Origin of the sequence: Nostoc sp. UCD121 (genome assembly GCF_014222285.1) — a bacterium.
Lineage (GTDB): Bacteria > Cyanobacteriota > Cyanobacteriia > Cyanobacteriales > Nostocaceae > Nostoc.
On the sequence record NZ_JACKZS010000049.1, the window covers coordinates 15,733 to 40,333 of the forward strand.

Sequence of the window (24,601 nt, forward strand, 5' to 3'; positions counted from 1 at the left end):
ATTATGACTCTAGGAGATGCGATCGTGCCGACTCAAAATACAAGTATCACTGAAGTCGATGGCAGTCAACCCTTACTGCATCAACATGGATATGAAATTCAACAGTATGGTACTCTTCGTGATTTGCCAATTGTTCTCAACCCCAATGCCCGCAGCGAAAGCTGTGTTTTAGTCAATCAAATTTTGGCAGATACGAATATTCTCTATCACCTTTACAAGAAACATCACTGGTTGATGCGTGGACATACGTTTTATCAACTACATCTGTTGCTCGACAAACACGCCAGCGAACAAATTGAGTTAATTGATGCACTGGGTGAACGAGTACAAACACTCGGAGGCGTGGCGATCGCTGACCCGCGTCATGTGGCAGAAGTCACTAAGATTAAGCGTCCGCCCAATGGCGTTGAGGAAGTACCTGTGATGTTGTCGCGGTTACTAGAAGCCCACGAGTTAATCATTGAGGAATTGAGAGTAGCGATCGATAAAACAGCAGCAAATCAAGATAGTGGCACTAATGATTTGTTAGTGAGCCAAGTCCTGCGAACCAATGAGACGCAAGTTTGGTTTCTGGCAGAACATTTGGTGGATACACCATTGGTACGCAGTTAAATTCAGCGATCGCTCTTTAAATCAGTTCATTCTTGACTCCATTTATCCATTGTAGATAACAGAGGAAAAGAACTTCATGACTAATTATGACTACATTGTAATTGGTGCAGGTTCGGCAGGATGCGTTATCGCCAACCGTCTTACAGAAGACAGCGACGCAACTGTGTTACTACTTGAAGCGGGTAATCCCGATACGAAACCAGAAATTCACATCCCAGCGCAATGTCTCAGTCTACTAGGTTCTGAGGTGGACTGGGCATATTTCTCCCAATCAGAACCCTACCTGAATAACCGCAAAATCTTTTGTCCCCGTGGCAAAGTCCTGGGCGGCAGCAGTTCGATTAATATCATGATTTATCTGCGGGGTAATTCTCACGATTATGACCACTGGCAGTCATTGGGCAATCCAGGTTGGTCGTACCTTGATGTTTTGCCCTACTTCAAGAAATCAGAACACTTCTCACGAGGCGCGTCTGAATTTCACGGGGTCGATGGAGAGTTGAGCGTCACCGATCTGATTGTGCCTGCTGTGGTATCCCAACGTTTTGTAGACGCAGCAGTGGAACTAGGATATGACCACAATCCCGATCCCAATGGAATGCAGCAGTCAGGAGCAGGACTCTATCAGTTGACGATCAAGGATGGTAAGCGCCACAGCACCGCCGCTGCCTTCCTGTTACCCATTTTCCAGCGTCCCAATTTGACTGTAACCACAGGAGCGTTGGTAACTCGCTTGTTGTTTGAGGGTACCCGCACTATTGGGGTAGAATACCTGCACGAGGACATGTTGCACCAGGTTAGGGTAAACTCCGAAGTGATTTTAAGCGCTGGCACGTTCGATTCGCCGAAGCTGCTGATGCTTTCCGGTATTGGTGATGCAGAACACCTGCAAGCGATGGGAATTCCGGTAGTGGCTGATTTGCCGGGTGTCGGTCAAAACCTCCAAGACCACCCTGTCGTGTCCGTGGCACACGAGGCAACTCAGGATTTACACACGGCAAGCAGCAGTAGTGTCGCTGAAGCTGGCTTGTTTTTGCATACTCTGGGTAATCTGGATGCCGCGCCAGATTTACAGTTTCTCTTCGGCCCGGTTGTGTTGGCACCGCCTGGTTATGCCCACTCTGGTTTAGGATTTACAAGTTTCGTCTGTTTAACTCATCCTCAAAACATTGGTAGTGTCAGTTTGCGTTCCCCTGACCCCAAAGACACACCGATGATTCAAATGAACTTTCTCCAAAGTGAAACTGATGTGCAAAAGTTAGTTGTCGGGATTAAATTACTCCGTAACTTGTTCGGTGCAAGTGCTTTGGATGAGTTTCGCGGTAAGGAAATCGCTCCGGGTGCTGACAAGCAGAGTGATGCAGCACTAGAAGCTTACATTCGGGACACTTGCAGCACTGTGTGGCATCCGGTTGGCACTTGCAAAATGGGCATTGACCCAATGGCAGTAGTCGATCCTGAGTTGCGGGTACATGGGGTTGAGGGATTGCGAGTTGTTGATGCCTCCATCATGCCAACAATCACCACGGGAAATACGAACGCACCCACCATCATGATTGGTGAGAAGGCAGCAGATTTAATTAAAGCAGGTCGCACAGCACGAACGGTTTTCAGCAAATCTAACTTCCAAAATCCGGCGTATTCATCTATTTAGAAACGGGCGATAATCTTTGATCAATCTCAGATTATCATACCTGTTGAGTGTTTATCGGTCGATGTTAGGCAAACAGAACACTCGACCTCTGTAAAGGAATACACAATGGCACTGATTACAACACCATTCGGACGACATTCCACCGCCGCCGAGGTTGTAGAAGGAATTGATCTTTCCGGCAAGCAGGCGATCGTTACGGGAGCCGCATCGGGCATCGGCGTAGAAACGGCGCGGGCACTGGCTCAAACTGGAGCGATCGTCACACTAGCTGTGCGTAATACCGATGCTGGAGCGCAAGTCGCGGCTGACATTATGGCTACTACTGGGAACCGGAATATTCATGTTGCTCCGCTTGATTTAAGCGATCGCAACTCAATTGCCAAGTTCATTGCTGCCTGGCGTGAGCCGCTGCACATCCTCGTTAATAATGCAGGGGTAATGGCATTGCCCGAACAGCGCACACCCGAAGACTGGGAGATGCAATTTGCTACTAACTATCTCGGACACTTTGCCCTAGCGCTCGGACTACACGACGCTCTCGCAGCAGAGGGTGCCGCCCGTATCGTGTTGGTTAGTTCTAGCGGGCACCTGATGTCGCCCATTGTGTTCGATGATATTCACTTCATGTTCCGTCCTTATGATCCGTGGTTGGCGTATGGACAGTCCAAGACCGCAAGTATCCTCTTTGCTGTGGGTGCTACTGCGCGCTGGTTCAAGGATGGCATTACCGCTAATGCCCTGATGCCCGGGGCGATCGCAACCAACCTCCAGCGTCATACGGGCGGTCTTAGAACCCCACCTGAGCGGCAGAAGACAATAGCGCAGGGTGCGGCAACTTCCGTTCTGTTGGCAACCTCTTTGCTACTAAAGGGCGTTGGCGGACGCTATTTCGAGGACTGCAATGAAGCCACTCTCGTCACCAAGGGAAACGGCTATATGAGCGGAGTTGCCCCCTACGCCCTGAACCCAGACAATGCCGATCGGCTCTGGAATGAATCGTTGCGCCTGCTCGCTTGACCTGGCAGTAACAGTGAGCTTCACGCTGTTGATAAACGAATTGCCGGTCGTAAGCCTGCCAGCCTTTCGTCCATCACTTAAAAGGAAAACTCAAAACTATGAATTCACAAACAGCTCAAACCACCACTACTGCTGACGAGTCGGCAATCCGTGCTTTCCATCGCCAAATGATTGATGCTTGGAATCGAGGTAGCGGCGAAGGCTTCGCTGCCCCGTTCAGCGAAACTGCCGATTTCATCACGTTCGAGGGTACACATCTCAAGGGTCGAAAAGAAATCGCTGCATTTCATCAACAAGCGTTCGACACAGTTGTCAAAGGAACACGCCTGGAGGGTGAGGTGGATTTTGTCCGCTTCGTGAACTCGCAACTCGCGCTCATGCTAGTAGTTATCAGGGTAATACTGCCCGGACAAACCGAAACTTCACCGTCACGAGATTCGCTGCCGCTATACGTCGTAACGAAAGGCGACGAAGGTTGGCAGATCGAAGGGTTACTCAACACCCGGAAGTTAGCGCTAGAACGTCAATTCTTCTTAGACGACTTTGACTCACTGAGCGCAGAGGCTCAACGTCAAGTGACCGACCTCGTTTCAAGTCTCAAGCAGCCTCATCAAGCAGATCAATCAAAGGAGATGTAAGGAATGGCACGCTTGTTAAGATACAAAAGGCGATCGCCCTTGCTCCCCAATATCGGCTGACTATTCTTCCTCCTGACTCCGCTCTATATTAACAACTTACCGCTTTAAACCCAACAATCAGAGGATTCGCATAATGGGAAAACTAGAAGGAAAAATCGCCCTTGTCACGGGTGGCAATAGTGGTATCGGTCTTGCTACAGCCAAACAGTTTGTTGCCGAAGGTGCCTATGTCTACATCACGGGTCGTCGCCAAGTCGAACTGGATGCTGCTGTAGAAGCCATTGGTAAAAATGTTACGGCTGTGCAGAGCGATGTTTCTAATCTGGCAGACCTCGATCGTCTGTTTGCCACCATTAAGCAAGAACAAGGACACCTTGATATCATCTTCGCTAATGCTGGCGGTGGACAAATTGCCCCGCTTGGAGCAATCACTGAGGAACACTTTGACAAAACATTCAACGTAAATGTCAAAGGTTTACTGTTCACCGTACAAAAGGCGCTGCCACTTTTACCAGAGGGCGCTTCTATTATCCTGAATGCTTCGATTACTTCTATAAAAGGTACGCCAGCATTCAGTGTTTACAGCGCCACCAAAGCCGCCGTCAGATCATTTGCTCGGAATTGGATACTCGACCTCAGAGAACGCAAGATCCGAGTGAATGCCATTAGCCCTGGTGTGGTTCCGACTCCTGGTTACGATCATTTGGGACTGAATGACCAGCAGTTGCAAGAATTCGTGGACAGCCAAGCTGCCACTATTCCATTAGGGCGAGTCGGCACACCCGATGAGATTGCCAAAGCGGTTGTTTTTCTGGCTTCAGATGACAGCAGCTTTGTGAACGGCATCGAGTTGTTTGTTGATGGCGGTATGGCACAGATTTGAAGTCCAAAAGGAGTTGTCGTAAAATGCCATCATGTTACTTTTATCACTTACAAAAAGTAATCCCATGACGACATATCGCACAGTTTCGATCGATGGTTTAGACATCTTCTACCGTGAAGCTGGTTCTCGTGATAATCCGACGATTCTGCTATTGCACGGCTTTCCAACTTCCTCTCACATGTTCCGCAATCTCATACCTGCCCTCGCTGATAAATTCCATCTCGTTGCTCCTGACTACCCTGGCTACGGCAACAGTTCGATGCCAACTGTAAATGAATTTGATTACACGTTTGATCGCTTGGCTGAGATTGTGGAAAAATTCATTGCTGCGATCGCTCTCAAAAAGTACAGCCTTTATGTGATGGATTATGGCGCACCCATTGGCTATCGGATTGCCGCTAAATATCCAGAGCGCGTGCAATCTCTGATTGTTCAAAATGGCAATGCTTATGAAGAAGGTCTACGCGAATTCTGGGAACCAATTAAGGCATACTGGCAAGAGCGATCGCCTGAGAATGCTGAAAAGCTCAAATATCTTGTCACCCTGGAAGCGACGAAGTGGCAATATACCAACGGTGTTCGCAATCTAGAAGCGATCAGCCCCGATACCTGGACTATCGATCAACATTTCCTCGATCGCCCAGGAAACGATGAGATTCAGCTGGCGCTGCTGTATAGCTATGGCACCAATCCACCATTATATCCGCAATGGCAGGAGTATTTTCGCAAATATCAGCCACCAACCCTGATTGTTTGGGGTAAGAATGACTACATCTTCCCCCCAGAAGGCGCTCATCCCTATAAGCGCGACTTAAAAGACGTTGAGTTGCATTTACTCGATACCGGACATTTTGCCCTGGAAGAGGATGGGGATGCGATCGCAAACTACATCGCTCAATTTCTCACGTCACGACTGCAACCCATCCTTGTCTAACTAAACGGCGAAACTGAGCCGTCCATGCAAAACTGCGCTCTATTACCCAACGACGTGGTAGCAACACGAACCCTTTTCTAGCTTCTGGCAGTTGTTCATAACACGCTCTAGCGAATCCAAACCTACGAACAAAAACCTACTAAGCTGTTACGCAAATAAGATTGCACATCAACTGGTGAGGTTGTTCTTTGTCAATTGTCCTTAGTAAACACTAATGACTAATGACTGATGACTAATCACGGTCTACACGGAAAATAGTGCAATATGTAGGCGCGTTAGCTTAACAGCTTAATTGTCTGCTATTCCGATTCTTCCATCTATCGCAACGAGATATGAGGAGATCAACATGACAACGAGCAATTCCGATTTTACTGCCCGAGAAACACTACGCCTGCTCGGTCCCGATCCCGAAAACTGGGTGCCCGATCGCCCTGGCATCGATCACAATGTCACTATAATAGGTGGCAGCGGCAGCGGTAGCACCTTTGTATTTGCGCTACGACGTGCTGGGATCGGTCGCGTGACGGAGATCGATGCAGCCGATGACGAGGCTCATGCAGGCGTGTGGTTGACGCGAGCGCGGATGAGAACGCTCCGCACACCGAAACATCTGCCTGGTCCAGAACTAGGCATCCCAGAATTGTCCTTTCAAGCCTGGTACGAAGCGCGGCACGGTGCGGCAGCCTACGCAGAGATCGATCGCATTGAGCGAGTGGCTTGGGCTGAGTACCTCAGTTGGTATCGGCATTTCCTGGGTATCCAGGTTCGTTACCAGACGAAGTTGGTGCGGATTGAACCAGTCGCAGGTTTCTTCCGCCTACACCTTGAGGTAAACGGTGTCCCGCTCTTAGAGACTACGCGCAAAATTATCTTCGCCAATGGCGTGGCTGGCACGGGTGGTTCGTACATACCTCCAATACTGGCTGACTTACCCCGCACGTTGTACGCACATACCGCCGATGCCATCGATTTTGAAGCACTGCGCGGTAAGACTGTGGCGGTGCTGGGTGCGGCGGCTTCAGCTTTCGATGCAGCAGCAGTGGCGCTGGAATCAGGAGCTAAGGCAGTGCATCTATTTGTACGGCGATCGGCGATCGCATCTCTCTCAGTCCTGCGGGTACGGGATTACCCTGGTGCTTACGACAACTATCCCCAACTACCCGATGCAGCCCGCTGGTTCCAGGCTTGGCACTTTCGTCAAGCAGGCACCGCGCCACCCCCGAACTCGATTAAGCGAGCGATCGCTTTCCCGAACTTTCACATCCATCTATCTGCACCTTGGAAATCGGCACGGAAACTGGGCGATGCGGAAGCCGCCGCCAAAGGCGAACGCATTGCCATCGAGGTGAACGATGATGTTTTCGAGTTTGATTTTGCGATCGCTGGCACTGGTTACTTCGTTGATCCAACCAAGCGTCCCGAACTAGCCGACTTTTCCCAGCATATTGCCCTCTGGCGCGATCGCTACCAGCCAACAGAAGGTCTGCGCGACGACGGTTTGGGGGCACATCCTTACCTCGGTAGCGCCCACGAATACCAAGAAAAAGTACCTGGCACTGCCCCTTACCTGAAAGACATTCACGTATTTAATCCTGCTGGTTTGGTCAGCTTCGGATTGCCAGTTGGTGACATCCATAGCATCCGCCGCGACGTACCTGCAATAGTATCGCGCATCAGTCACGACTTGTTCTTTGAGGACTGGGCGCATCATGAGGCACGGATCACAGGCGATATTGCCCCTGATTTTGAGGACTCGCTCTATGCTGCTGCGGTGTGGAAACAACCGATCGAGGCAGCGACCCGCTAGGTGGATAATCTTTTCACCAGTAACAAATAATTCCGGCTGGGAAACGATGTCAGTAGAAAGCGATCGCCATTTCACGATTGCTGCCGATCGAGCATCACTGTTAAATCAATTCACTTAACAGTGTCATTTCAACAAATTGTTTACTAATTATCAAAGGAGAATGTCATGGTTGCTCAAGTAAATTCACAAGCAAAGATTTTGGAAGTTGCAGACGATCCACGTCTTTCTAAAGGAGTGAAGGCATTTTTGAAAGTGCTGAACTCAGGAGGTGTGCCTCTAGAGACATTACCTCCACTCGAAGCGCGTCAAGTTCTCGTAGATGCACAGGCTTCCGCTCCAGTAGACCTTTCAGGCATTGAAGAGTCGGAGAAGACAATTACTACTGACGGTTATTCGATTACGCTCAACATTGTGCGACCGGAAGGAGTCAAAGGCACATTGCCTGTTTTCATCTTTATTCATGGTGGTGGTTGGGTGTTGGGTGATTATCCAACACACAAGCGCATGGTTCGCGATCTGGTTGTGCTTTCAGGGTTTGCAGGGGTCTTTGTCAACTACACGCGCACGCCAGATGCTCAATATCCCCAGGCGATTAATGAGATTTATGCTGCAACCAAATGGGTTGCCGAGCATGGTGAGGAAATTGGGGTGGATGGCAAGAATTTGGCAGTCGTTGGCAACAGTGTCGGCGGAAATATGACAGCAGTCACTGCTTTGAAGGCGAAAGAAAACGGAGGGCCACACATCAAGCTACATATCATGATGTGGCCGATCGTCGATGCCGATTTTGAAACGAATTCTTATCACCAATTCGGCGACAAACGGTACCTAACCGCACCCACGATGAAGTGGATGTATGACCTGTACATCCCTGACCCAGAAAAGCGCAAAGACATCTACGCATCTCCCTTACAAGCGACGGTTGAGCAACTCAAAGGCTTGCCTCCAGCATTAATTGCGGTTGCAGAGAGCGATATTTTGCATGACGAAGGCACAGCCTACGGACGCAAGCTCGATGAAGCTGGGGTAGAGGTGACAACGGTGCAGTACAACGGCATGATTCATGACTTTGGACTGCTCAATGGTTTAGCCGAACTGCCAGAAGTCCGCTCTCTGTTTGTTCAAGCTGCTGCTGAATTGAAGAAACGTCTGCAATAGGATGTGATCGATGTTTTTGGGGAAATGAAAAGACGCTCCTCCATCGCTTTGCTGCTTACCGAGTTAGCGTAGGGGAAAATGGTAAAGCAGAATGGCACTAAGTTAAGCTGAAGGGTTGGCAGCGTAAGGATTGCAGAGGTGCAGGGGTGCAGAGGGGAATTTTTAAATATCCGAACGCAATACCTTAAACTTCTTCTTTCTCCCCTGCTCCTCTGCTCCCCTGCTGCCTCAATGATTTTCCCTTTTCTTAGTGCCATTCTACTCTCAGGTAATTATCTGTTATGAACAGCCACACACCGAGCGCTAGGGACATTATCGGATCATCACCGTTGATTGCGATTGAAAACGAAGCACCACCCAAGCTGATTGTCGATCCACCGCTTCCCGAACCACTGGCACAGGGACGTGTCTTCATCCAGTACCGGACGGAGAATTTGCGTGTGTTGCCAGTGTTCGGCAAAAGTGCCCTCGAAGTATCGCCGCGCATCGGTCATATCCATATCACCGTTGACGACGCGCCGTGGCACTTTGTCGATGCCAGTGGGGAAACGATCATCCTGGTCGGATTGGAACCTGGCGCGCACAAGGTACTGATCGAACTAGCTGACCCCACGCACAAAGTAATCACTAGCGAAACTGTAGAGTTCACACTGCCAGATATTAAGAAATCATCATGAAAAAACTAGAAGGAAAAATCGCAGTTGTAACGGGAGCATCTAAAGGAATTGGTGCTTCAATTGCCAAACATCTGGCAGCCGAAGGTGCAGCAGTGGTCGTCAATTATGCCTCTAGTAAAGAAGCAGCCGATCGCGTGGTTGATGAAATTACTAGTGCAGGTGGCAAGGCGATCGCAGTACAGGCAGATGTTACCAAAAAAGCAGAGGTCGAAGGTCTTTTTGTCAAGACAGAGCAGACATTTGGCAGACTTGACATCTTGGTGAATAATGCCGGAATTTATGAATATCTGCCGCTCGAAGACATCACAGAAGAGCATTTCCATAAACAGTCCGATCTCAATGTACTGGGATTAATTCTTACCTCCCAACAAGCAGCAAAGTACTTTGGCTCGGCAGGCGGTAGTATTATCAACATTAGTTCCATCGCCAGCACCGCCACACCCGCGACTGGCTCGGTATATAATGCCACCAAAGCAGCTGTCGATGCTGTAACAAAGTCACTCGCCAAAGAATTGGGTTCACGCCAGATCCGTGTTAACTCGATTAATCCTGGCATGGTAGAAACAGAGGGACTGCAAGCATTGGGAGTTCTCGAAAGCGATTTTCGCAAACAGGTTGCAGCGCAAACGCCGCTTGGTCGCATCGGGCAAGTGCAGGACATCGCACCTGCTGCTGTCTTCTTCGCGTCCTCCGATTCAGGTTGGATCACTGGGGAAACGCTGCACATCACAGGTGGTATTCATTGATACTATGACCAACGCCGAAAATCCTCGACTACCCCTGCCGCCTTTTGATCGTGAATCCGCTATCCAAAAAGTCAGAATCGCAGAAGATGCTTGGAACACACGTAACCCTGAACTAGTATCACTTGCTTACACCTCGGATAGCATTTGGCGCAACCGTTCAGAATTTCTATCTGGTCGTGAGGCGATCGCACAATTCTTGACACGTAAGTGGCTTAAAGAATTAGACTACCGTCTGATCAAAGAGCTTTGGGCTTTTCAAGACAACCGAATTGCTGTCCGGTTTGCTTACGAATGGCATGATGATTCCGGCAACTGGTTCCGTTCTTACGGCAATGAGAATTGGGAGTTTGACGAACATGGATTCATGCGATGGCGTATTGCCAGCATCAACGACCTGCCAATTCAGGAGAGCGATCGCAAATACCACTGGATACTAGGTCGTCGTCCTGACGATCACCCCGGATTGTCAGACCTCAATCTTTGAAAAACCCAACGACCATATCACCCAGTTTTTATCCTACAAGAAATCCACTGCTATGAATGCAAACAACGGCATCATTAGCCAGCTCAGTCAATATTCAGTGCCTGTAACCATTGATCGATTAGAAGCCGTCCTTGAAGTAAAAGGCATCACCATTTTTGCCCGCATCGATCAACAGGCTGAAGCCGAAAAAGTCGGACTAAGCCTGTGTCCTACACAGTTGTTGCTGTTTGGCAATCCGAAAGCCGGAACTTCCCTCATGGTGGCAGAACCAACGATCGCCCTGGATTTACCCCTGAAAGTACTGGCATGGGAAGCGGCTGACGGGAAGGTTTGGGTGAGTTACAACGATCCTAATTACTTAAAACAGCGATTTTCTCTCTCCGATGAGTTGGTGGAAAATATCGCTATCATTGCACCTTTAATCTATCAAGCACTTAATTCCGCCGATCATAAATAAGTCGCAGAATTAGCACGCAATCGCAGGTTAGCGTTTTTGAAACAGCATTTAGGCAGTGGTGTCAAAGTCTGAAATGGGGTGACTACTGCCAGATAATTCGCCCACCGCGATCGCCCTGACAACCAAAATATTCTGATTCTGAATCATTGGGAAAACGCTGCATATCGCGGGTGGTTTTTAAGAAAGAGAACGGTGAAAATCAACAAGTAACGAGAAAAACCATGAACATCAACAAGAATGACACCGCAGTAGTTGTCATCGATCCGCAAAACGATGTCTTGAGCGAAAAAGGGGTTTCCTGGGATTTGGTGGGTGAGAGTGTTAAGGATAACAACACCATCGAAAACATTGAGCGAATCTTCAAAGCCGCGAAGCAGAATGGATTTGAAGTTTTTATCTCCCCTCACTATTACTACCCCACCGACTATAGTTGGAAATTTGCCGGAAACCTAGAGCAAATGATGCTTGAGGTTAAGGAGTTCGATCGCCGTGGTGCATTGAGCCTCGATGGATTCCTGGGATCGGGTGCTGACTGGCTCGATCGCTATAAGCCTTTCATTGAGGATGGCAAGACGATTGTGGCCAGTCCGCACAAAGTCTATGGGCCGCAAACTAACGACCTCGTTTTGCAACTGCGTAAACGCAACATCAGCAAAGTCATTATACTTGGAATGTTGGCAAATCTTTGTGTTGAAGCTCACCTACGCGAATTGCTTGAGCAGGGATTTGAGGTTCTTGTTGTCAAAGATGCAACAGCAGCCCCTCGGCATCCGCAACTGGGTGATGGCTACAAGGCAGCACTGATCAACTTTGGCTATATTGCCAATGCAGTCCTTTCTACAGATGAAGTTGTAGCATCAATCAAGTAATGTCAAACTTATTAATTTTACAAAACTTATGAAAATATCTGCCTTACTCCTGGCTCTGCCAATCAGTATCTTAGCTAATTTTTCCTTAAGAGCTTCTGCTGATTCTACTGCTGGCCTCATCCTGAGTACGAAATGCCAGGGTGGCTACAACATCAATATTTGGCAGAATTATAATTCCGGTGAACTACTCTATCGCGCAACCAATCCCAACGGTAATTTAAGTTTGGGCAAAGGAACTAGCCAAGCGACAGAAGGTGTTCGAGTGTATAAGTTTCGGAGTGGAATTTATAAATATTGGGTGTGGGATGGCACGTTAGATAACCCGCAGTCTGGAACTTTAGAGGTGTATAAAAACAACCGTATCTTGATGAAGCAAGCTTGTACGAAAAGTTGAATCCTAAGCGCGGGTGTTATGCACTTTTTTGAAACCCAGTTAAGGCAAGCATCTTGATTTACGCTCCCGAAATGCGCGATCGCTAAAACCCTCTTAGTCAGCCAGTTTTTTCTGAAATTCATAACACCTTCTAGAAATCGTATTCACCTTGTCAAACTCAAAGGATATGGAAGTGGACACTCAACACTATGACGATATTATTATCGGCGGCGGCAAAGCGGGTAAAACACTAGCACCAGCGCTGGTTGCTGACGGACGTAAAACCGCTCTGGTTGAACGCAGCTTAAATATGATTGGTGGCGGGTGCATTAATATTGCCTGCATTCCTACTAAAACTATGGTGGCGAGTGCCAATGTAGCAAACACAGTGCGAAACAGTGCCGCTTATGGGGTTAAAACCAACACACCCAGCGTTAATTTAGCAGAGGTGATCCAACGAAAACGATCGGTTGTGCAAGGGATGCGTGAAATGAACTTGCACAATTTAGAAACGGCTCTCGATAGCAACTTGATCATTGGCGAAGCAAGGTTTGTTGCTCCCAAAACGATCGCAGTAACGACGACTGAGGGGAACAATCGCTTACTTACCGCCGAACGCTTATTTATTAATACAGGCACACGACCGTTAATTCCATCTGTACCCGGACTTACTGAAGTTGAGTTTTTAACAAGTGAGTCGATTATGGAGCTAGAATATTTGCCTGAACACCTGATTGTTCTCGGTAGTGGCTATATTGGTTTAGAGTTTGCTCAGATGTTTCGGCGCTTTGGCTCTCGCGTTACTATCATTGGGCAAAGTGAGCAAATCCTGTCACAGGAAGATCCAGATATAGCGATCGCAGTTCAAAGACTTTTAGAACAAGATGGTATTGAATTCTTATTAAAAGCGAAGGTGTTGAGGGTTGATCGCACTGGTAATGAAACCATCCTGCAAATCCAAGTTGGCGATCGTGAAATCACGCTCCAGGGGTCGCATTTGCTCGTCGCCGTTGGCCGTGCGCCCAATACCGAGAGCTTAAATTTACCTGCTGCTGGTGTGGCAACCGATACACGCGGATTTATTCAAGTCAACGATCGCTTAGAGACGAACATTCCGGGGATTTGGGCGTTAGGCGATATTAATGGCGGGCCGCAATACACCCATATATCGCTCGACGATTATCGCATTATCAAAGCTAATTTAATTGATGGGGGCAACCGGAGTACAAGGGATCGATTGGTTCCATCCTGTCTGTTCATTGATCCAGAACTGGCGCAGGTGGGTTTAACCGAAACTGAAGCACAGCAACAAGGATATGCTATCCGCGTGGCCAAGGTGGATGCGTCAGCCGTTCCTAGAGCAAGAACGCTCGGTCAAACCGATGGACTGCTAAAGGCGATCGTAGATACAGATACAGGTCGTATTTTAGGGTGTTCCCTGTTGTGTCATGAAGCAGGTGAAGTGATTTCAACAGTGCAGATGGTGATGCAAGCTCAGATGCCCTACACCGTTCTGCGCGATGGTATTTTGACTCATCCCACGATGACCGAAGGGTTAAATATATTGTTTTCCAAGTTGTAAGCATACAGCAATTGCAGACCCAAGGACTTACCAAATAAACGACATTTAACTCTTGAAAAAAGTAGATATAGCATGATTAGTAAAACATCTAAAGTCGGTATTATTGGTGCAGGTAATGTAGGTGCAGACGTTGCAAATGCTTTAGTTTTACTCGGTAGATGTGTAAGGGTTATCCTTTTTGACCGAACCTTATCAAAAGCTGAAGGACAAGTATGGGACATTGAAGACAGCATTCCCCTACTTAAAGAGATGGAAATCATACCATCAAATCAGTATGAAGATTTAGCTGATTCAGATATCATTATTGTGACTGCTGGGGTGCAGCCGAAACTTGGACAGACGCGATTAGATACATTGAGCGACAATGCAGAGATTATACGTTCAACAATCAAAGAATTGGATCGAGTTGCACCGAATTCAATCGTACTTATCATTAGCAATCCAGTGGATGTACTCACGCGGATTGCGATCGCTACTTCCACCAGAGCAGAAAACCTAATTTTCGGTTCGGGAACCGTCCTTGATACTGCTAGACTGAGATATCAACTTGGAAAGCGACTGAATGTTGCAAAACAAGACGTTCATGCTTATGTGATTGGAGAGCATGGAGACAGTGAATTTGTCGTTTGGTCTAGTGCATTTATTGGGGGAATTCTGTTAACTGAATTTCCCATACCACAAGGAGCAATGCTAGAACAAATTCAGCAAGAGTACACACAGTTAACTCGTAAACGAGGCTATAACATTTTTGAACGCAAAGGAAATACAAGCTATGGTATATCAACAGTAGTTTGTCAGTTAGTTGATACCATCCTGCGAGATGAAAAGCAAATATTTCCAGTATCGGCTAGAGCAGATTCTAACTATGGAGTTGGCAGTGAAGTTGTTCTTGGACTTCCATGTATCATTGGCTCAACAGGTATTGAGCGCCAACTGTTGTTATCAAGAAATGCTCATGAACAACGCTTATTAGAAGAATCCGCAAACAAACTCAATGAAGCCTATAATTTTTTGCATAATTAAAATCAAATTGGAAATCTATTAAACAATATACTCGACATTACATCCGAAACAGTTTTTAGTGAGATAACAAGTGATTTAATGCTCTGACCTTAGCTTGGCTCTAATTTCCGGTCGCCCATAACGCCACCGCTAACTTTTCATGTGCATTTGTTTCAATCAATGGTCACGAAGTATTCAGAATTTTATAACCCGCAACTTGGGTTATCTAGTTGCGATCGGATTTCTACAGGAATATCAATTCAAGTTGAGCAAACGAACGATTTAGTGTCATTTTGCTTAGTTGTTGCAGCCATAATTTCTACTCCCAATATGTTCTGGAAAAATGAATGATCGTTAGCTTAGTAATTTGCCCCGCAGCAAGAGCCGCACTGTTCCTAGAGCAATACTGCCGATCGCAATATTTGCGCCAATGAATAGCAGTAGTGCCAATTCTTGCATCACTCCAGTCATGCCGCGTTCAACAAGGCGCAAAGATGCCAGCGACAGGGCAGCAATGCCGAGGGTGAATGCCCAGTAGGAAGCTGTAAAGGGTTGTTGAAATAACCACGGTAGCAACCGTAGTAGAATCAGCGCTTGCAACAGTCCATAACCGAAGAGGAACTGAGCAAAGGCATCGGGCTGACCACTGGTGATACTCAAATAAGCAACACAGCCAACGACAGGGGGGGCAAGTTGAATGCCCAGCGTTGGACGTAGTGGTTTAGGCAACGCTTCTAACAAGTAGAGGCGCTGCATAATCATCGACTCCAGTGCTAGCCACGAAAACAGCCCTCCTCTAAAAAAGAACGGGCCCCATTCTCGATAACCGAGGTTACTAGCAACGATCGCACTGACAAAACTACCCGCGACTGTAGAGAGGTAGAGAATGGGTGTAATTATTTCTGGCTTACGTCCTCCCATCCATAGCTGACCGGAACGATACACGCCAAAGCTTAACTGACCAATTGCACCGACAACAAATAATGTGATGGCGATCGCACGAGAGTAGGGTGCGCTCGCTAGCGCTACAAACATCGTAGACACAGGCACTAAGCCGATAAAGCAACACAAAACAGGATGCTCAAATTCAGCTAAGGCATCTGCTCTTGCCCACAGCCATTTACCCACATAAAGCAGCAACAACACGAGCCAGATTGCAATTGTCAGCAGCATAATTACTTCGCCAATCCAGGTAGGCAAGTGCCAAAGTTTAGCAGCTACTCGCCAGCAACTACCTAATCCTGCCAAACCCAGAATCATGCCAAAAAAGGAAGCAGGAATGATGACATGATAATCTTTCAATAAAGTAGGCTTTGGACGTGATTTTCTCATGATCTAGCTTTCCTGGCAGCAGTAGAGAGATGCAAGCGATGAAAAAAGTCAGGCATAGTGGGGTGGGAAAGATTGCTTCAAGGTGAGGAGTCGGTTTGTAATAGAGACAACAAACCCAATTTTTAGGCTGTTTTGATCGATTTCGATTGTAAACTCATCAAAACAGCCTTGATAGACAAATTAGGTCAGTGCAGGAGTGCGAATGGGTGCAGACTGTTCACTGTAAATATCCATGATTGTGTTGAGCAATCGCAGTGCATCTGGCTTGGAACGCTGGAAAGAATTGCGTCCGATAATCGAACCAAATCCATGTCCAGAATGAATAGCACGAACTTCATTGAGGAAAGCATCATCACTGTCGATCGGCCCACCCGAAAAAATGACAATCCGCCGTCCGTTAAAGGCACATTGCACCACATGATGCACTCGTTGAGATAATGTTGCGATCGGAATTTGCTCTTGCTCATACACCTTGCGGGCTGCATCCTGTTCGATGTGTTCGTTTGGTAGCTTCACCTTGATGATGTGAGCGCCCAATTGAGCTGCAATCTGAGCCGCATAGCCAATCACATCGATCGCTGTCTCACCCACTTTACTTAAACCCGATCCCCGCGCATAAGACCAAATCATCACGACCAATCCATGCCGCTTTGCTATCTCGGCACAGGCTCGAATCTGCTGATACATCTCAAACCGATGGGCTGAACCTGGATAGATAGTGAAGCCGATGCCCACGCATCCTAACCTCAGCGCATCCTCCACGCTGTCAGTGAGTGCTTGTGTTGGGTCTGACTCAGCTAGTAACACATCGTGATCATTGGCTTTCAGAATTAGGGGAATTTCACCTGCAAATTCTCGCGCTCCCGCTTCCAAAAATCCTAACGGTGCGGCATAGGCATTGCATCCTGCTGCGATCGCTAACTCAAAATGATAGCGAGGATCATAGGCTGGTGGGTTGGGCGCAAAACTGCTAGCGGGCCCATGCTCAAAGCCTTGATCCACAGGCAGCATGACGACTTTGCCAGTTCCAGCTAGTTTGCCATGATTTAGCAACCGGGCTAAATTAGTCAGCGTTCCGGGATTGTCGCTGCCATACCAACTGAGTATTTCTTTTACTCGATGAGTCATTATGTTTCTCCTAAAATTATCAATAAAGGCAGGAGTTAGGGGGCAGGAGGCAGGAAGAAAACTGACCGCTAACTCCTGCTAGTAGTCTGCCAAGGGAACTTTGCGTGGTGGCAAGCTCTTGGGCAGAGGTGCGGAGGGGCAGGGGGGAAAGAACTTGTACAAATCTCTCCTCTGCTCCCCTGCTCCCCTGCTCCTCTGCCGACCTCCACCCAGCAATTTTGGGTTGGCGAACTACTAGTACCGTCAGGACAAGGTGAAACACCGCACCAAATTTTTAATTTGATGGCTCTTATTCAGGAGGGGTCTGAATCCCCTTCTGAATAAAGACCTCCTGCCTTCTGCCTCCTACCTCCTTCAACTTTGCCTATTGTTCTACGTGTCCGCCAAACTGGAAACGCATGGCAGACAACAGCTTATCTGCAAAATCATTTTCGCCGCGTGAGCTAAACCGTTGATACAGGGCTGCGCTGAGTACAGGGACAGGAGTACCTTCGTCAATGGCGGCTGCGATCGTCCAGCGTCCTTCGCCTGAATCAGACACGCGCCCCCCAAAGCCTGATAGGTCTGGTTGTTCTAGGAGGGCGATCGCAGTTAGATCCAGTAGCCAGGAGGCAATTACACTGCCCCGTCGCCAAACTTCGGCAATATCAGGCAGATTCAAGTCATACCGATAGTGTTCAGGATTGCAGAGGGGGGTCGTTTCAGCATTAGCCACACGGTTCTGCTTACCTACATTGGCATGATGCAAGATATTCAATCCTTCGGCGTAGGCTGCCATCAAGCCATATTCGATGCCATTATGCACCATCTTGACAAAATGCCCCGCCCCATTCGATCCGCAGTGCAGATAGCCTTCTTCAGCCGTACCGCCCACCTTTTCCCGTCCAGCAGTACGTGGAATATCACCCCGTCCGGGAGCTAATGATTGAAAAATGGGATCGAGATACTGAACCGCCATCTGAGATCCACCAATCATCATGCAATAACCCCGCTCCAAACCCCACACTCCACCACTGGTTCCCACATCTAGGTAGTGAATGCCCTTTTGTATAAGATCATTTGCCCGTCGAATATCGTCAATGTAGTAAGAGTTGCCACCATCAATTAACATGTCGCCGGAATCGAGTTTTGCAGCCAGTTCCTTAACCATCTGCTCGGTCGGTTCTCCGGCTGGCACCATCAACCAAATCGCACGAGGTTTATTGAGCTTTTGGACAAAATCATCCAAGCTGTAAGTGCCGATCGCCCCTTCTGATGTAAGCAGTTTAACTTTATCAGGTGTGCGATTGAACACCACACATTCATGGTTATTTTGCAGCAGTCGCCGAACAATGTTCGCACCCATACGTCCCAGACCAATCACTCCCATCTGCATAATTTTTCTCCAATGTAATTCTCGTTTGCATACAGTCGGTTCTGATTAGAAATAAGATTCTGGTTCATTAACAGAACAGCAATATTTCATCCCTCCTGCTCAAGTACATCACCTGTGCAAAATCACTTAGCGGCGATGAGGAGGTTGTCCACTCTAATCCAGTGGCATACACAGATGAATGAGCGATCGCTCTCGTTGTTCAACCGAAGAGAGAGGCTATTTTGCGATGGTTTCTGGCTTCATCTTGGGTCTGTGATAGCGATGGAAAATTTCTTCCTTCAGCCATTCTGTGGTTGCCTTAAAGTCATGCAGTGGGGTGGGTAGCATTTCCAAATAGGCTGCACTGCGAATTAAATCGCCAGGTTTGCCAGTTATCTGCACTTTGTCAAACAACCTTGCTACCCCATTTCCTAAACCCAATTTCATTAGCGTACCCCGAAGACTCACATGGGCTGGACTAGGGGATGCTCCTTTAGTAAGGGCAATCAAATTGTGAGCAATGCTCACACCTTGCTGATATGCCACCTGGGCTAGAGTCGGTAAGGGTTGTGGCTGCACGTCCGCGCAATCGCCTGCGGCAAACACTTCTGGAAAATCCAGCAGTTGCAGAGTTGAGGTGACAAGCGGTAGCCCATGTTTATCCAGGTGATCTGTGGGAATTTGGGACTTGAGATTTTGGATGAGTGGGTTCACGGCTGTCCCGGCTGTCCAAATAGTGGTTTGAGTCAACAGCGTTTTTATCTCAGTGCTGTTGGCAAGTTGATACTCCAGGTGGTTTTGAGCAACCGCTTTCACCCCTACGCCTAGTATCAATTCAACAGGCACTGTTCGAGTTCTGAAAGCTTGGAGAGCCTCTTCCTGCAAACCCTCGTTGACATCGCCTGCGAGAATCATCTTGCCATGATTGATCAAGACAATGCGAATCTGACGAATATCGCCGCCGAGTTGGGCGTACCAGTCGGGTAACAAATCTGCCAGGGTTGCTGCCATTTCTACCCCTGTCGGGCCTGCCCCAACGACAGCAAACGTGAGGAGCGATCGCCGTTGTGTTTCGTCATCCGTTTGGCTAGCACGTTGCAAACATTCTCGTAACTGGCGTTCCAGAGCGATCGCATTCTCTTGTGTCCGAAATGCGAATGCGTTTTTTTGTGCGTCCTCTGTTCCTAAATAACCCTGAATACTGCCAACAGCTAAGACCAGATGACCATAGATATAATCTGAGCCAGAAGCTAACTTAAGACGTTTTTCTTGCAGGTTGATCGCCACTACTTTGTCCTGTACAAAGTTGATATCACTGCCTTGAAGCAACTCTTTATAAGTCGGACAAACGACATCTTCTGACAATTCACCTGTCAATAGTTCATACAACATTGGCTTGAAGACAAACCGTTCTTGTGGATCAATCAAAATGATCCACCGTAGGTCTTGCTGATGACGCAGATGCAACGCTGTAAAAAGACCTACGAAGCCTGCTCCGACAATCACTGTAGGGCGAGAAGAATTCATTTTAGTAAGTGGTGGATAAACAGCAGCAAGCAATCATGCACGAGTAGCATTGAAACCAAAATGTACGCTAACGACTGATTCCTGTGATAAAGATAAAGCTCTGGAACGATCAGATCAGAGCTTTAGAGACGGCATAATTAAGAGATTAGGTCAGAAATAAAATATGACATTAGAAGGTGTAGCTGCTGTTAATTTAAACAACAACTTCTTGAGCAACTTTAGGATTTACCCTAGTTAGAATCTGTTGCACTCGATCAATTTCCTCATCTGTGCCTGAGACAATCACCATGAACTTACCAGCTTTGATTTCTGTCTCGTACTTCAAGGCTTGCTCTTTGGGAATTCCCAATCCTACAAGGGCACCTACTAACCCCCCTGCCACAGCAGCTCCTACACCCCCTACAACCATACCTTCGAGCCAACCTGCCAGCACTCCGGCAACGTGTCCAGCTACAATCACAGGGCCGACTCCTGGAATAAACAGCAAACCAACCCCTGTGAGAATGCCAAATAGTCCACCAAAAAAGCTGCCCCAGTAACCTGCTTCTCCGGCTCCAGCTTTAGCCGTATCTTTCCAGGTGAGAAAGCCACGGATATGTTCAGTGGTTTGATAGTCTTTACCGATAATCGAAATCTTTTGCATATCGAAGCCCGCTTTTTGCAGTTCTAATACGGCGGTTTCTGCTTCAACATGGGATGGAAAAACTTTCACAGTTTCGTGTTTGTATAACATAGATTTGACTCCTTATGAGTGAGAATTAAACAACATTATCTTTTAAGTGGACAAGACCTGATCGCACGCAGCGCCGGTATTGCTACCTGAGTGCGTTGGCGTTGGCGTAGCCTCTCGTAGAGAAGCCTTGCCTTCAGCATCGCTCGCACAGGATTTCTTCAAAATATTGCGAACATGGGTTTTCGTCGTACCTGTACTGGTGTACAAATTTTGGGCAATTCCATCATTGCTGTACCCGTCAACAATCAGTTGCAATATCTCTAACTCTCGCTCAGTCAACGTTTCAATAGTAAGGATTTGGCTGTATTCCGGTTCTATGCCTCGAATTGCAATTGTTTCAGCATGGTTGCTGCCATCAGCTTGAACAGGATTTGCGTGTTGAAGCAATCTAGCGACCTCTTGGGCGACAGCAGTGAGTGCATGATTAATAGGAGAATTTCCAAAAAAGTTACTCTGAGTTGGAACTTTGGAATACTCAAAATCATCTCCAACTAGTAATGGCATACGTGTCATAAAATTATCCTCAACGAAATATTGATTGAGATTACTGACTCAATTCGTAGATGATCTAAGCTGTTTGAAATACTGAGAAATTATTCTGTTACTAGAAGACCATAAACAAGAATCAATAACACAATTGATCTGACGATGACGTAAAGCCGATCATGCTGTTGTCAAAACGCGAACATTGATGCGAGCAATGTACACTTTTTTAGATATATCAGGCAGGAATTGGGAAATATCAGGTCACGGTCAAGGCTCACTGATACCGTATGTTCAGCATCAGCGTTGAGCATACAACCCTCTTATTACTCTCTTTGTGTCAAGTAAACTGAAATATTGCAACTAAATTGCTTTCAATATTTGCCTGAATTAAATATATGCAATTAACTCTAACTTGTCGTCCACTCAAAGTTGAAACTTTTGTACAATACAATGATTGATGAATCAGTCCATATATCAATGTAAGGTTAGCTTCAACTAAGGTTGGAATCTAAATTCATACTAAAGTTCAATACCTTAGACAATTTACAAGGGTTCAACGCCTATGGAAAGGGGATAGATACGTCCGTGCATACAGCGCTTCCGACAGCTATAAGGTACATCCTCAAATCTGAAAGCTTTGATAAAAGAGGGCAAGGAGAAAACTTATTTAGCATGAGTATTGCGATGCCGATAGTACAATCGCTACTCCGTCATGTTCAAGCTGGTGGTTTTGGCACAGAAATTGCTGATGCTTGCAGAAATGCGCTTGGTGGATCTGCGCCTGCTTGAAATATGCGACAAATTTTAACTGGAGTGCTGGTTTTAGCTTCAAGGCTAGTTTCGTTTGTCTTGACAGCTAATCATACGTAAATAACTGAACATTATTACAATTTATACATTTACGCGCGCGCAGCTTTTCGCCTTCTCCCCACCCAGCCCCATCAGCACGGAAATACACCCACTGACTTACTGATTCTCCAACGGTACGACCCCAAATAAAATTTTGTGAACCGCAGATAGGACATGGCGTTTCTTGTGGGCTAAAGTTTTTGTGATTCGGTTGGTTGTTTATGAGCTTCCCCCGATAAATTCTGAGTGCAATCTTCAGCAGCTATTGGGCCAGAGTGAAATCGCGATCGCTTGAGATGGAAGTACCGATTTTTCCCAACTGACTGATAATTTTATTTGCCAGCAATCATCACCGTAAAAAACTTTCTGTTGTCCGTTGGGTCAAAATATCGCGCACTATCCGTTTCTATGTCTCGATCTCACCCACTGCTTCTGGAAATTGATTTTTGACTTCTTGAAGATTCATAGATTGGGGTAAAAATAGCGTCGCCCACACTAGGGGCTTATTGGCTGAAAGTATTACTATTCATCTTAATTTGTCAATGGCTGTAACCAATAAATTCAAGTATGCTGAATTTATCAGTAAAGAGTGCAGATTCCACAGGAGATAGCTTTGTTCAATATTAACTTTTCTTTTTGTATCTGGTTAAAACAACGTTATACAGTCATTGGAGTTTTATTGCTTGCTATATCTATTACAGCTTGCAATAACTCTGCTACATCACAACTAGCATCTGCCAATCGCCCAACCCTGGCAAATCTTTCGGACAGGTCTAATCCATCTTCTCCACCCGCCTCTGGCACACAAAATCCTGACAATAACCAGTCCCAAGAACAACAAGCAGTCCAACTGATTCATGATTATTACGATGCCATCGCACGTCTTGACTATAAACAAGCTTACTTGGCTTGGGATGGAGATGGTACTGCCAGTAAGCAATCATTTGAGGAATTTCAGCAGGGTTTTGCTAACATCGTATCCATTGTTGAAGAAGTCGGAAAACCGGGTTCTTTAGAAGGGGCAGCAGGCTCGCTATATATTGAAATTCCCGTTACTGTTACGAGTGTTACTAGCAATGGAACTCCACAGCGTTTTCGTGGTAGCTATAAGCTGCGAAGAGTCAATAACGTTCCTGGCTCAACTCCAAACCAACGTAAATGGCATATCTACTCGGACAATATTTCTCTTGAGCAGTAATTGGTTCTAGAAAAATCCTGAATCAGCCTGAATGCTCTGTTACTTCCTTTTAAACGTCAACTCTCCCTAGTCAAAATCAGATTAAATATTTTGCATAAATAAGTAAATTTGTTTCTACGCTCAAACTCAGAAGCATCAAAACCCTGGTAATAGGTGATGTCAGATAGAGAAAGAGCATTATGAAAGTGAGATTATTAGCGTTGATACTGATGGGACTGTGCGAGAAAATTTTGGAAGCGATCGCACGTTGTTTAGCGGATCTGACAAAATTGCACAGCTCCGGTGGGGAAGATGCAGCAGCAACTAATGCAGCTTGTGACTTGAAGAGTCTTCGCTACATCCCACACCCTATACCTCATAACCTGTTTGCGATCAATTCAACTACCTACCGAAAAGAGAACAGAGCTGATGTTAGACAACTGGTTGAGCAAAAAACAGATATGGTTGCTGCGTGGTGTAGCGATTATAATTTTTTTGATACAAGTCGGAGCATATTTGTGGAGCAGTTACCGAGCAACGAATATCTGCAAGTTGTCGCAGCCTCATTCCCAGTATTGCGATTTGACAGTAGTACGGAAGTTAAGTGGAGTAGCAGAAGCGATCGCCCTTTCTTCTGATGGTCACACCTTAGTGGGCGGCGGTGGCAAAAGCTTTAGCGTCTGGCATCTGCCAAGTCAGCAGCCGCAATTAACCCTCAAAGGAGATGCGAATGATATTTATGACCTTGCGCTTTCTGCTGATGGTCAGACTTTGGTGAGTGGGAGTTTAGACAAGACGATTAAGGTGTGGAATTTAGCGACGGGAAAACTCAAATTTACGCTCAAAGGGCATCTGGAATTTACGTACTGGGAAATTGTTGCGTAGTTTAGACGCTCACTCAGATGGTGTTACTTCAATTGCGATTAGTCCAGATGGCAAGAGGATTGTAACTGGTGGGATAAGCACCCCAACAATGAAGGTTTGGGATTTACGCACTTTCCTTATGCTAAAGGGCGAAAGTGGGCATACCCAACCAGTAGAAACCGTTGCGATTAGTTCAGATGGTAGATTGATTGCTAGTGGCAGTGACGATGGCACAATCAAGCTTTGGGATTTACACAC

Annotated in this window: 26 protein-coding genes and 1 pseudogene; 20 read left to right on the top strand and 7 right to left on the bottom strand. The window is 46.9% G+C overall.

Annotation, left to right across the window (positions count from 1 at the left end; all coding sequences use genetic code 11):
* Positions 1–3: 3 nt before the first annotated feature.
* The 6 genes from GNF10_RS13015 (at position 4) to GNF10_RS13040 (ending at position 5,738) form a co-directional block, all read left to right on the top strand.
* The gene (locus GNF10_RS13015; protein ID WP_185582654.1) at positions 4–612 is read left to right on the top strand and encodes a Dps family protein; all 609 of its coding nucleotides are present in this window, start codon (positions 4–6) and stop codon (positions 610–612) included.
* A gap of 76 nt (positions 613–688) precedes the next feature.
* Entirely contained in the window at positions 689–2,266 is a 1,578-nt protein-coding gene (locus tag GNF10_RS13020) for a GMC family oxidoreductase (protein ID WP_185582656.1), read from the top strand.
* 105 nt (positions 2,267–2,371) lie between these two features.
* Positions 2,372–3,283, top strand: coding sequence for an SDR family NAD(P)-dependent oxidoreductase (locus GNF10_RS13025; RefSeq protein WP_179076272.1), 912 nt, complete (start codon positions 2,372–2,374; stop codon positions 3,281–3,283).
* Positions 3,284–3,381: 98 nt separating this feature from the next.
* On the top strand, positions 3,382–3,921 hold the full coding sequence (locus GNF10_RS13030; RefSeq protein WP_179076271.1) for an SgcJ/EcaC family oxidoreductase: 540 nt from the start codon (positions 3,382–3,384) through the stop codon (positions 3,919–3,921).
* A 133-nt stretch (positions 3,922–4,054) separates the two neighbouring features.
* Positions 4,055–4,804, top strand: a complete 750-nt coding sequence (locus GNF10_RS13035; RefSeq protein WP_179076270.1) for a glucose 1-dehydrogenase — start codon at positions 4,055–4,057, stop codon at positions 4,802–4,804.
* A 64-nt stretch (positions 4,805–4,868) separates the two neighbouring features.
* Positions 4,869–5,738, top strand: a complete 870-nt coding sequence (locus GNF10_RS13040; protein WP_185582658.1) for an alpha/beta fold hydrolase — start codon at positions 4,869–4,871, stop codon at positions 5,736–5,738.
* Here GNF10_RS13040 and GNF10_RS38535 read toward each other — a convergent pair.
* Positions 5,734–5,832: pseudogene (locus tag GNF10_RS38535) on the bottom strand (transposase); the annotation flags it as partial. The gene GNF10_RS13040 and the pseudogene GNF10_RS38535 overlap by 5 nt on opposite strands.
* Before the next feature lie 324 nt (positions 5,833–6,156).
* Here GNF10_RS38535 and GNF10_RS13050 point away from each other — a divergent pair.
* The 10 genes from GNF10_RS13050 (at position 6,157) to GNF10_RS13095 (ending at position 14,914) form a co-directional block, all read left to right on the top strand.
* On the top strand, positions 6,157–7,545 hold the full coding sequence (locus tag GNF10_RS13050) for a SidA/IucD/PvdA family monooxygenase (RefSeq protein WP_311774154.1): 1,389 nt from the start codon (positions 6,157–6,159) through the stop codon (positions 7,543–7,545).
* 165 nt (positions 7,546–7,710) lie between these two features.
* Complete coding sequence (locus tag GNF10_RS13055) at positions 7,711–8,703, top strand: alpha/beta hydrolase (RefSeq protein WP_185582662.1); 993 nt, start codon at positions 7,711–7,713, stop codon at positions 8,701–8,703.
* Between the two features lie 281 nt (positions 8,704–8,984).
* Positions 8,985–9,380: a DUF6130 family protein gene (locus GNF10_RS13060; RefSeq protein ID WP_185582665.1), complete on the top strand. Its 396-nt coding sequence runs from the start codon at positions 8,985–8,987 to the stop codon at positions 9,378–9,380.
* Positions 9,377–10,126 (top strand): SDR family NAD(P)-dependent oxidoreductase, encoded by a 750-nt coding sequence (locus GNF10_RS13065; RefSeq protein ID WP_185582667.1) that lies wholly within the window; start codon positions 9,377–9,379, stop codon positions 10,124–10,126. The genes GNF10_RS13060 and GNF10_RS13065 overlap by 4 nt, the downstream gene beginning before the upstream one ends.
* Before the next feature lie 4 nt (positions 10,127–10,130).
* Positions 10,131–10,610 (top strand): nuclear transport factor 2 family protein, encoded by a 480-nt coding sequence (locus GNF10_RS13070; RefSeq protein WP_185582669.1) that lies wholly within the window; start codon positions 10,131–10,133, stop codon positions 10,608–10,610.
* A gap of 52 nt (positions 10,611–10,662) precedes the next feature.
* On the top strand, positions 10,663–11,067 hold the full coding sequence (locus tag GNF10_RS13075; RefSeq protein WP_185582671.1) for a DUF302 domain-containing protein: 405 nt from the start codon (positions 10,663–10,665) through the stop codon (positions 11,065–11,067).
* 221 nt (positions 11,068–11,288) lie between these two features.
* Complete coding sequence (locus GNF10_RS13080; RefSeq protein WP_185582673.1) at positions 11,289–11,936, top strand: cysteine hydrolase; 648 nt, start codon at positions 11,289–11,291, stop codon at positions 11,934–11,936.
* Positions 11,937–11,964: 28 nt separating this feature from the next.
* The gene (locus tag GNF10_RS13085; protein WP_221643396.1) at positions 11,965–12,330 is read left to right on the top strand and encodes a hypothetical protein; all 366 of its coding nucleotides are present in this window, start codon (positions 11,965–11,967) and stop codon (positions 12,328–12,330) included.
* Positions 12,331–12,496: 166 nt separating this feature from the next.
* Entirely contained in the window at positions 12,497–13,891 is a 1,395-nt protein-coding gene (locus GNF10_RS13090) for a mercuric reductase (protein WP_185582702.1), read from the top strand.
* A 72-nt stretch (positions 13,892–13,963) separates the two neighbouring features.
* Positions 13,964–14,914, top strand: coding sequence for an L-lactate dehydrogenase (locus GNF10_RS13095; protein ID WP_185582675.1), 951 nt, complete (start codon positions 13,964–13,966; stop codon positions 14,912–14,914).
* A 333-nt stretch (positions 14,915–15,247) separates the two neighbouring features.
* Here the strand turns inward: GNF10_RS13095 and tehA are convergent, their stop codons facing one another.
* From tehA to GNF10_RS13125, 6 genes are all read right to left on the bottom strand, one after another.
* Entirely contained in the window at positions 15,248–16,225 is a 978-nt protein-coding gene (tehA, locus tag GNF10_RS13100) for a dicarboxylate transporter/tellurite-resistance protein TehA (protein WP_185582677.1), read from the bottom strand.
* A gap of 180 nt (positions 16,226–16,405) precedes the next feature.
* Positions 16,406–17,353, bottom strand: a complete 948-nt coding sequence (locus tag GNF10_RS13105) for a class I fructose-bisphosphate aldolase (RefSeq protein WP_185582679.1) — start codon at positions 17,351–17,353, stop codon at positions 16,406–16,408.
* A 364-nt stretch (positions 17,354–17,717) separates the two neighbouring features.
* A complete protein-coding gene (gene gnd / locus GNF10_RS13110; RefSeq protein WP_185582681.1) occupies positions 17,718–18,728 on the bottom strand; it encodes a phosphogluconate dehydrogenase (NAD(+)-dependent, decarboxylating) in 1,011 nt (336 codons plus the stop codon).
* A 216-nt stretch (positions 18,729–18,944) separates the two neighbouring features.
* Complete coding sequence (locus GNF10_RS13115; RefSeq protein WP_185582683.1) at positions 18,945–20,234, bottom strand: NAD(P)/FAD-dependent oxidoreductase; 1,290 nt, start codon at positions 20,232–20,234, stop codon at positions 18,945–18,947.
* A 193-nt stretch (positions 20,235–20,427) separates the two neighbouring features.
* A complete protein-coding gene (locus GNF10_RS13120) occupies positions 20,428–20,967 on the bottom strand; it encodes a general stress protein (RefSeq protein ID WP_185582685.1) in 540 nt (179 codons plus the stop codon).
* 42 nt (positions 20,968–21,009) lie between these two features.
* Positions 21,010–21,480, bottom strand: a complete 471-nt coding sequence (locus tag GNF10_RS13125; protein WP_185582688.1) for a response regulator transcription factor — start codon at positions 21,478–21,480, stop codon at positions 21,010–21,012.
* A 1,411-nt stretch (positions 21,481–22,891) separates the two neighbouring features.
* Between GNF10_RS13125 and GNF10_RS13135 the strand changes: the two genes are divergently transcribed.
* From GNF10_RS13135 to GNF10_RS13150, 4 genes are all read left to right on the top strand, one after another.
* On the top strand, positions 22,892–23,500 hold the full coding sequence (locus tag GNF10_RS13135; RefSeq protein WP_185582690.1) for a hypothetical protein: 609 nt from the start codon (positions 22,892–22,894) through the stop codon (positions 23,498–23,500).
* Between the two features lie 179 nt (positions 23,501–23,679).
* A complete protein-coding gene (locus GNF10_RS13140) occupies positions 23,680–24,117 on the top strand; it encodes a hypothetical protein (protein WP_185582692.1) in 438 nt (145 codons plus the stop codon).
* On the top strand, positions 24,062–24,364 hold the full coding sequence (locus GNF10_RS13145) for a WD40 repeat domain-containing protein (RefSeq protein ID WP_185582694.1): 303 nt from the start codon (positions 24,062–24,064) through the stop codon (positions 24,362–24,364). The genes GNF10_RS13140 and GNF10_RS13145 overlap by 56 nt, the downstream gene beginning before the upstream one ends.
* Positions 24,357–24,601, top strand: a 245-nt coding sequence (locus tag GNF10_RS13150) for a WD40 repeat domain-containing protein (protein ID WP_369009409.1), incomplete at its 3' end; no start/stop codon positions are given. The genes GNF10_RS13145 and GNF10_RS13150, both read left to right, overlap by 8 nt.

Coding starts and splice junctions, on each gene's coding strand:
- GNF10_RS13020 (WP_185582656.1), top strand. CDS start 689: ATGACTAATTATGACTACATTGTAATTGGTGCAGGTTCGGCAGGATGC.
- GNF10_RS13070 (WP_185582669.1), top strand. CDS start 10,131: ATGACCAACGCCGAAAATCCTCGACTACCCCTGCCGCCTTTTGATCGT.
- GNF10_RS13140 (WP_185582692.1), top strand. CDS start 23,680: ATGAAAGTGAGATTATTAGCGTTGATACTGATGGGACTGTGCGAGAAA.
- GNF10_RS13120 (WP_185582685.1), bottom strand. CDS start 20,967: ATGTTATACAAACACGAAACTGTGAAAGTTTTTCCATCCCATGTTGAA.
- GNF10_RS13015 (WP_185582654.1), top strand. CDS start 4: ATGACTCTAGGAGATGCGATCGTGCCGACTCAAAATACAAGTATCACT.
- tehA (WP_185582677.1), bottom strand. CDS start 16,225: ATGAGAAAATCACGTCCAAAGCCTACTTTATTGAAAGATTATCATGTC.
- GNF10_RS13115 (WP_185582683.1), bottom strand. CDS start 20,234: ATGAATTCTTCTCGCCCTACAGTGATTGTCGGAGCAGGCTTCGTAGGT.
- GNF10_RS13095 (WP_185582675.1), top strand. CDS start 13,964: ATGATTAGTAAAACATCTAAAGTCGGTATTATTGGTGCAGGTAATGTA.
- GNF10_RS13075 (WP_185582671.1), top strand. CDS start 10,663: ATGAATGCAAACAACGGCATCATTAGCCAGCTCAGTCAATATTCAGTG.
- GNF10_RS13125 (WP_185582688.1), bottom strand. CDS start 21,480: ATGACACGTATGCCATTACTAGTTGGAGATGATTTTGAGTATTCCAAA.
- GNF10_RS13035 (WP_179076270.1), top strand. CDS start 4,055: ATGGGAAAACTAGAAGGAAAAATCGCCCTTGTCACGGGTGGCAATAGT.
- gnd (WP_185582681.1), bottom strand. CDS start 18,728: ATGCAGATGGGAGTGATTGGTCTGGGACGTATGGGTGCGAACATTGTT.
- GNF10_RS13040 (WP_185582658.1), top strand. CDS start 4,869: ATGACGACATATCGCACAGTTTCGATCGATGGTTTAGACATCTTCTAC.
- GNF10_RS13025 (WP_179076272.1), top strand. CDS start 2,372: ATGGCACTGATTACAACACCATTCGGACGACATTCCACCGCCGCCGAG.
- GNF10_RS13065 (WP_185582667.1), top strand. CDS start 9,377: ATGAAAAAACTAGAAGGAAAAATCGCAGTTGTAACGGGAGCATCTAAA.
- GNF10_RS13055 (WP_185582662.1), top strand. CDS start 7,711: ATGGTTGCTCAAGTAAATTCACAAGCAAAGATTTTGGAAGTTGCAGAC.
- GNF10_RS13085 (WP_221643396.1), top strand. CDS start 11,965: ATGAAAATATCTGCCTTACTCCTGGCTCTGCCAATCAGTATCTTAGCT.
- GNF10_RS13105 (WP_185582679.1), bottom strand. CDS start 17,353: ATGACTCATCGAGTAAAAGAAATACTCAGTTGGTATGGCAGCGACAAT.
- GNF10_RS13090 (WP_185582702.1), top strand. CDS start 12,497: ATGGAAGTGGACACTCAACACTATGACGATATTATTATCGGCGGCGGC.
- GNF10_RS13060 (WP_185582665.1), top strand. CDS start 8,985: ATGAACAGCCACACACCGAGCGCTAGGGACATTATCGGATCATCACCG.
- GNF10_RS13080 (WP_185582673.1), top strand. CDS start 11,289: ATGAACATCAACAAGAATGACACCGCAGTAGTTGTCATCGATCCGCAA.
- GNF10_RS13030 (WP_179076271.1), top strand. CDS start 3,382: ATGAATTCACAAACAGCTCAAACCACCACTACTGCTGACGAGTCGGCA.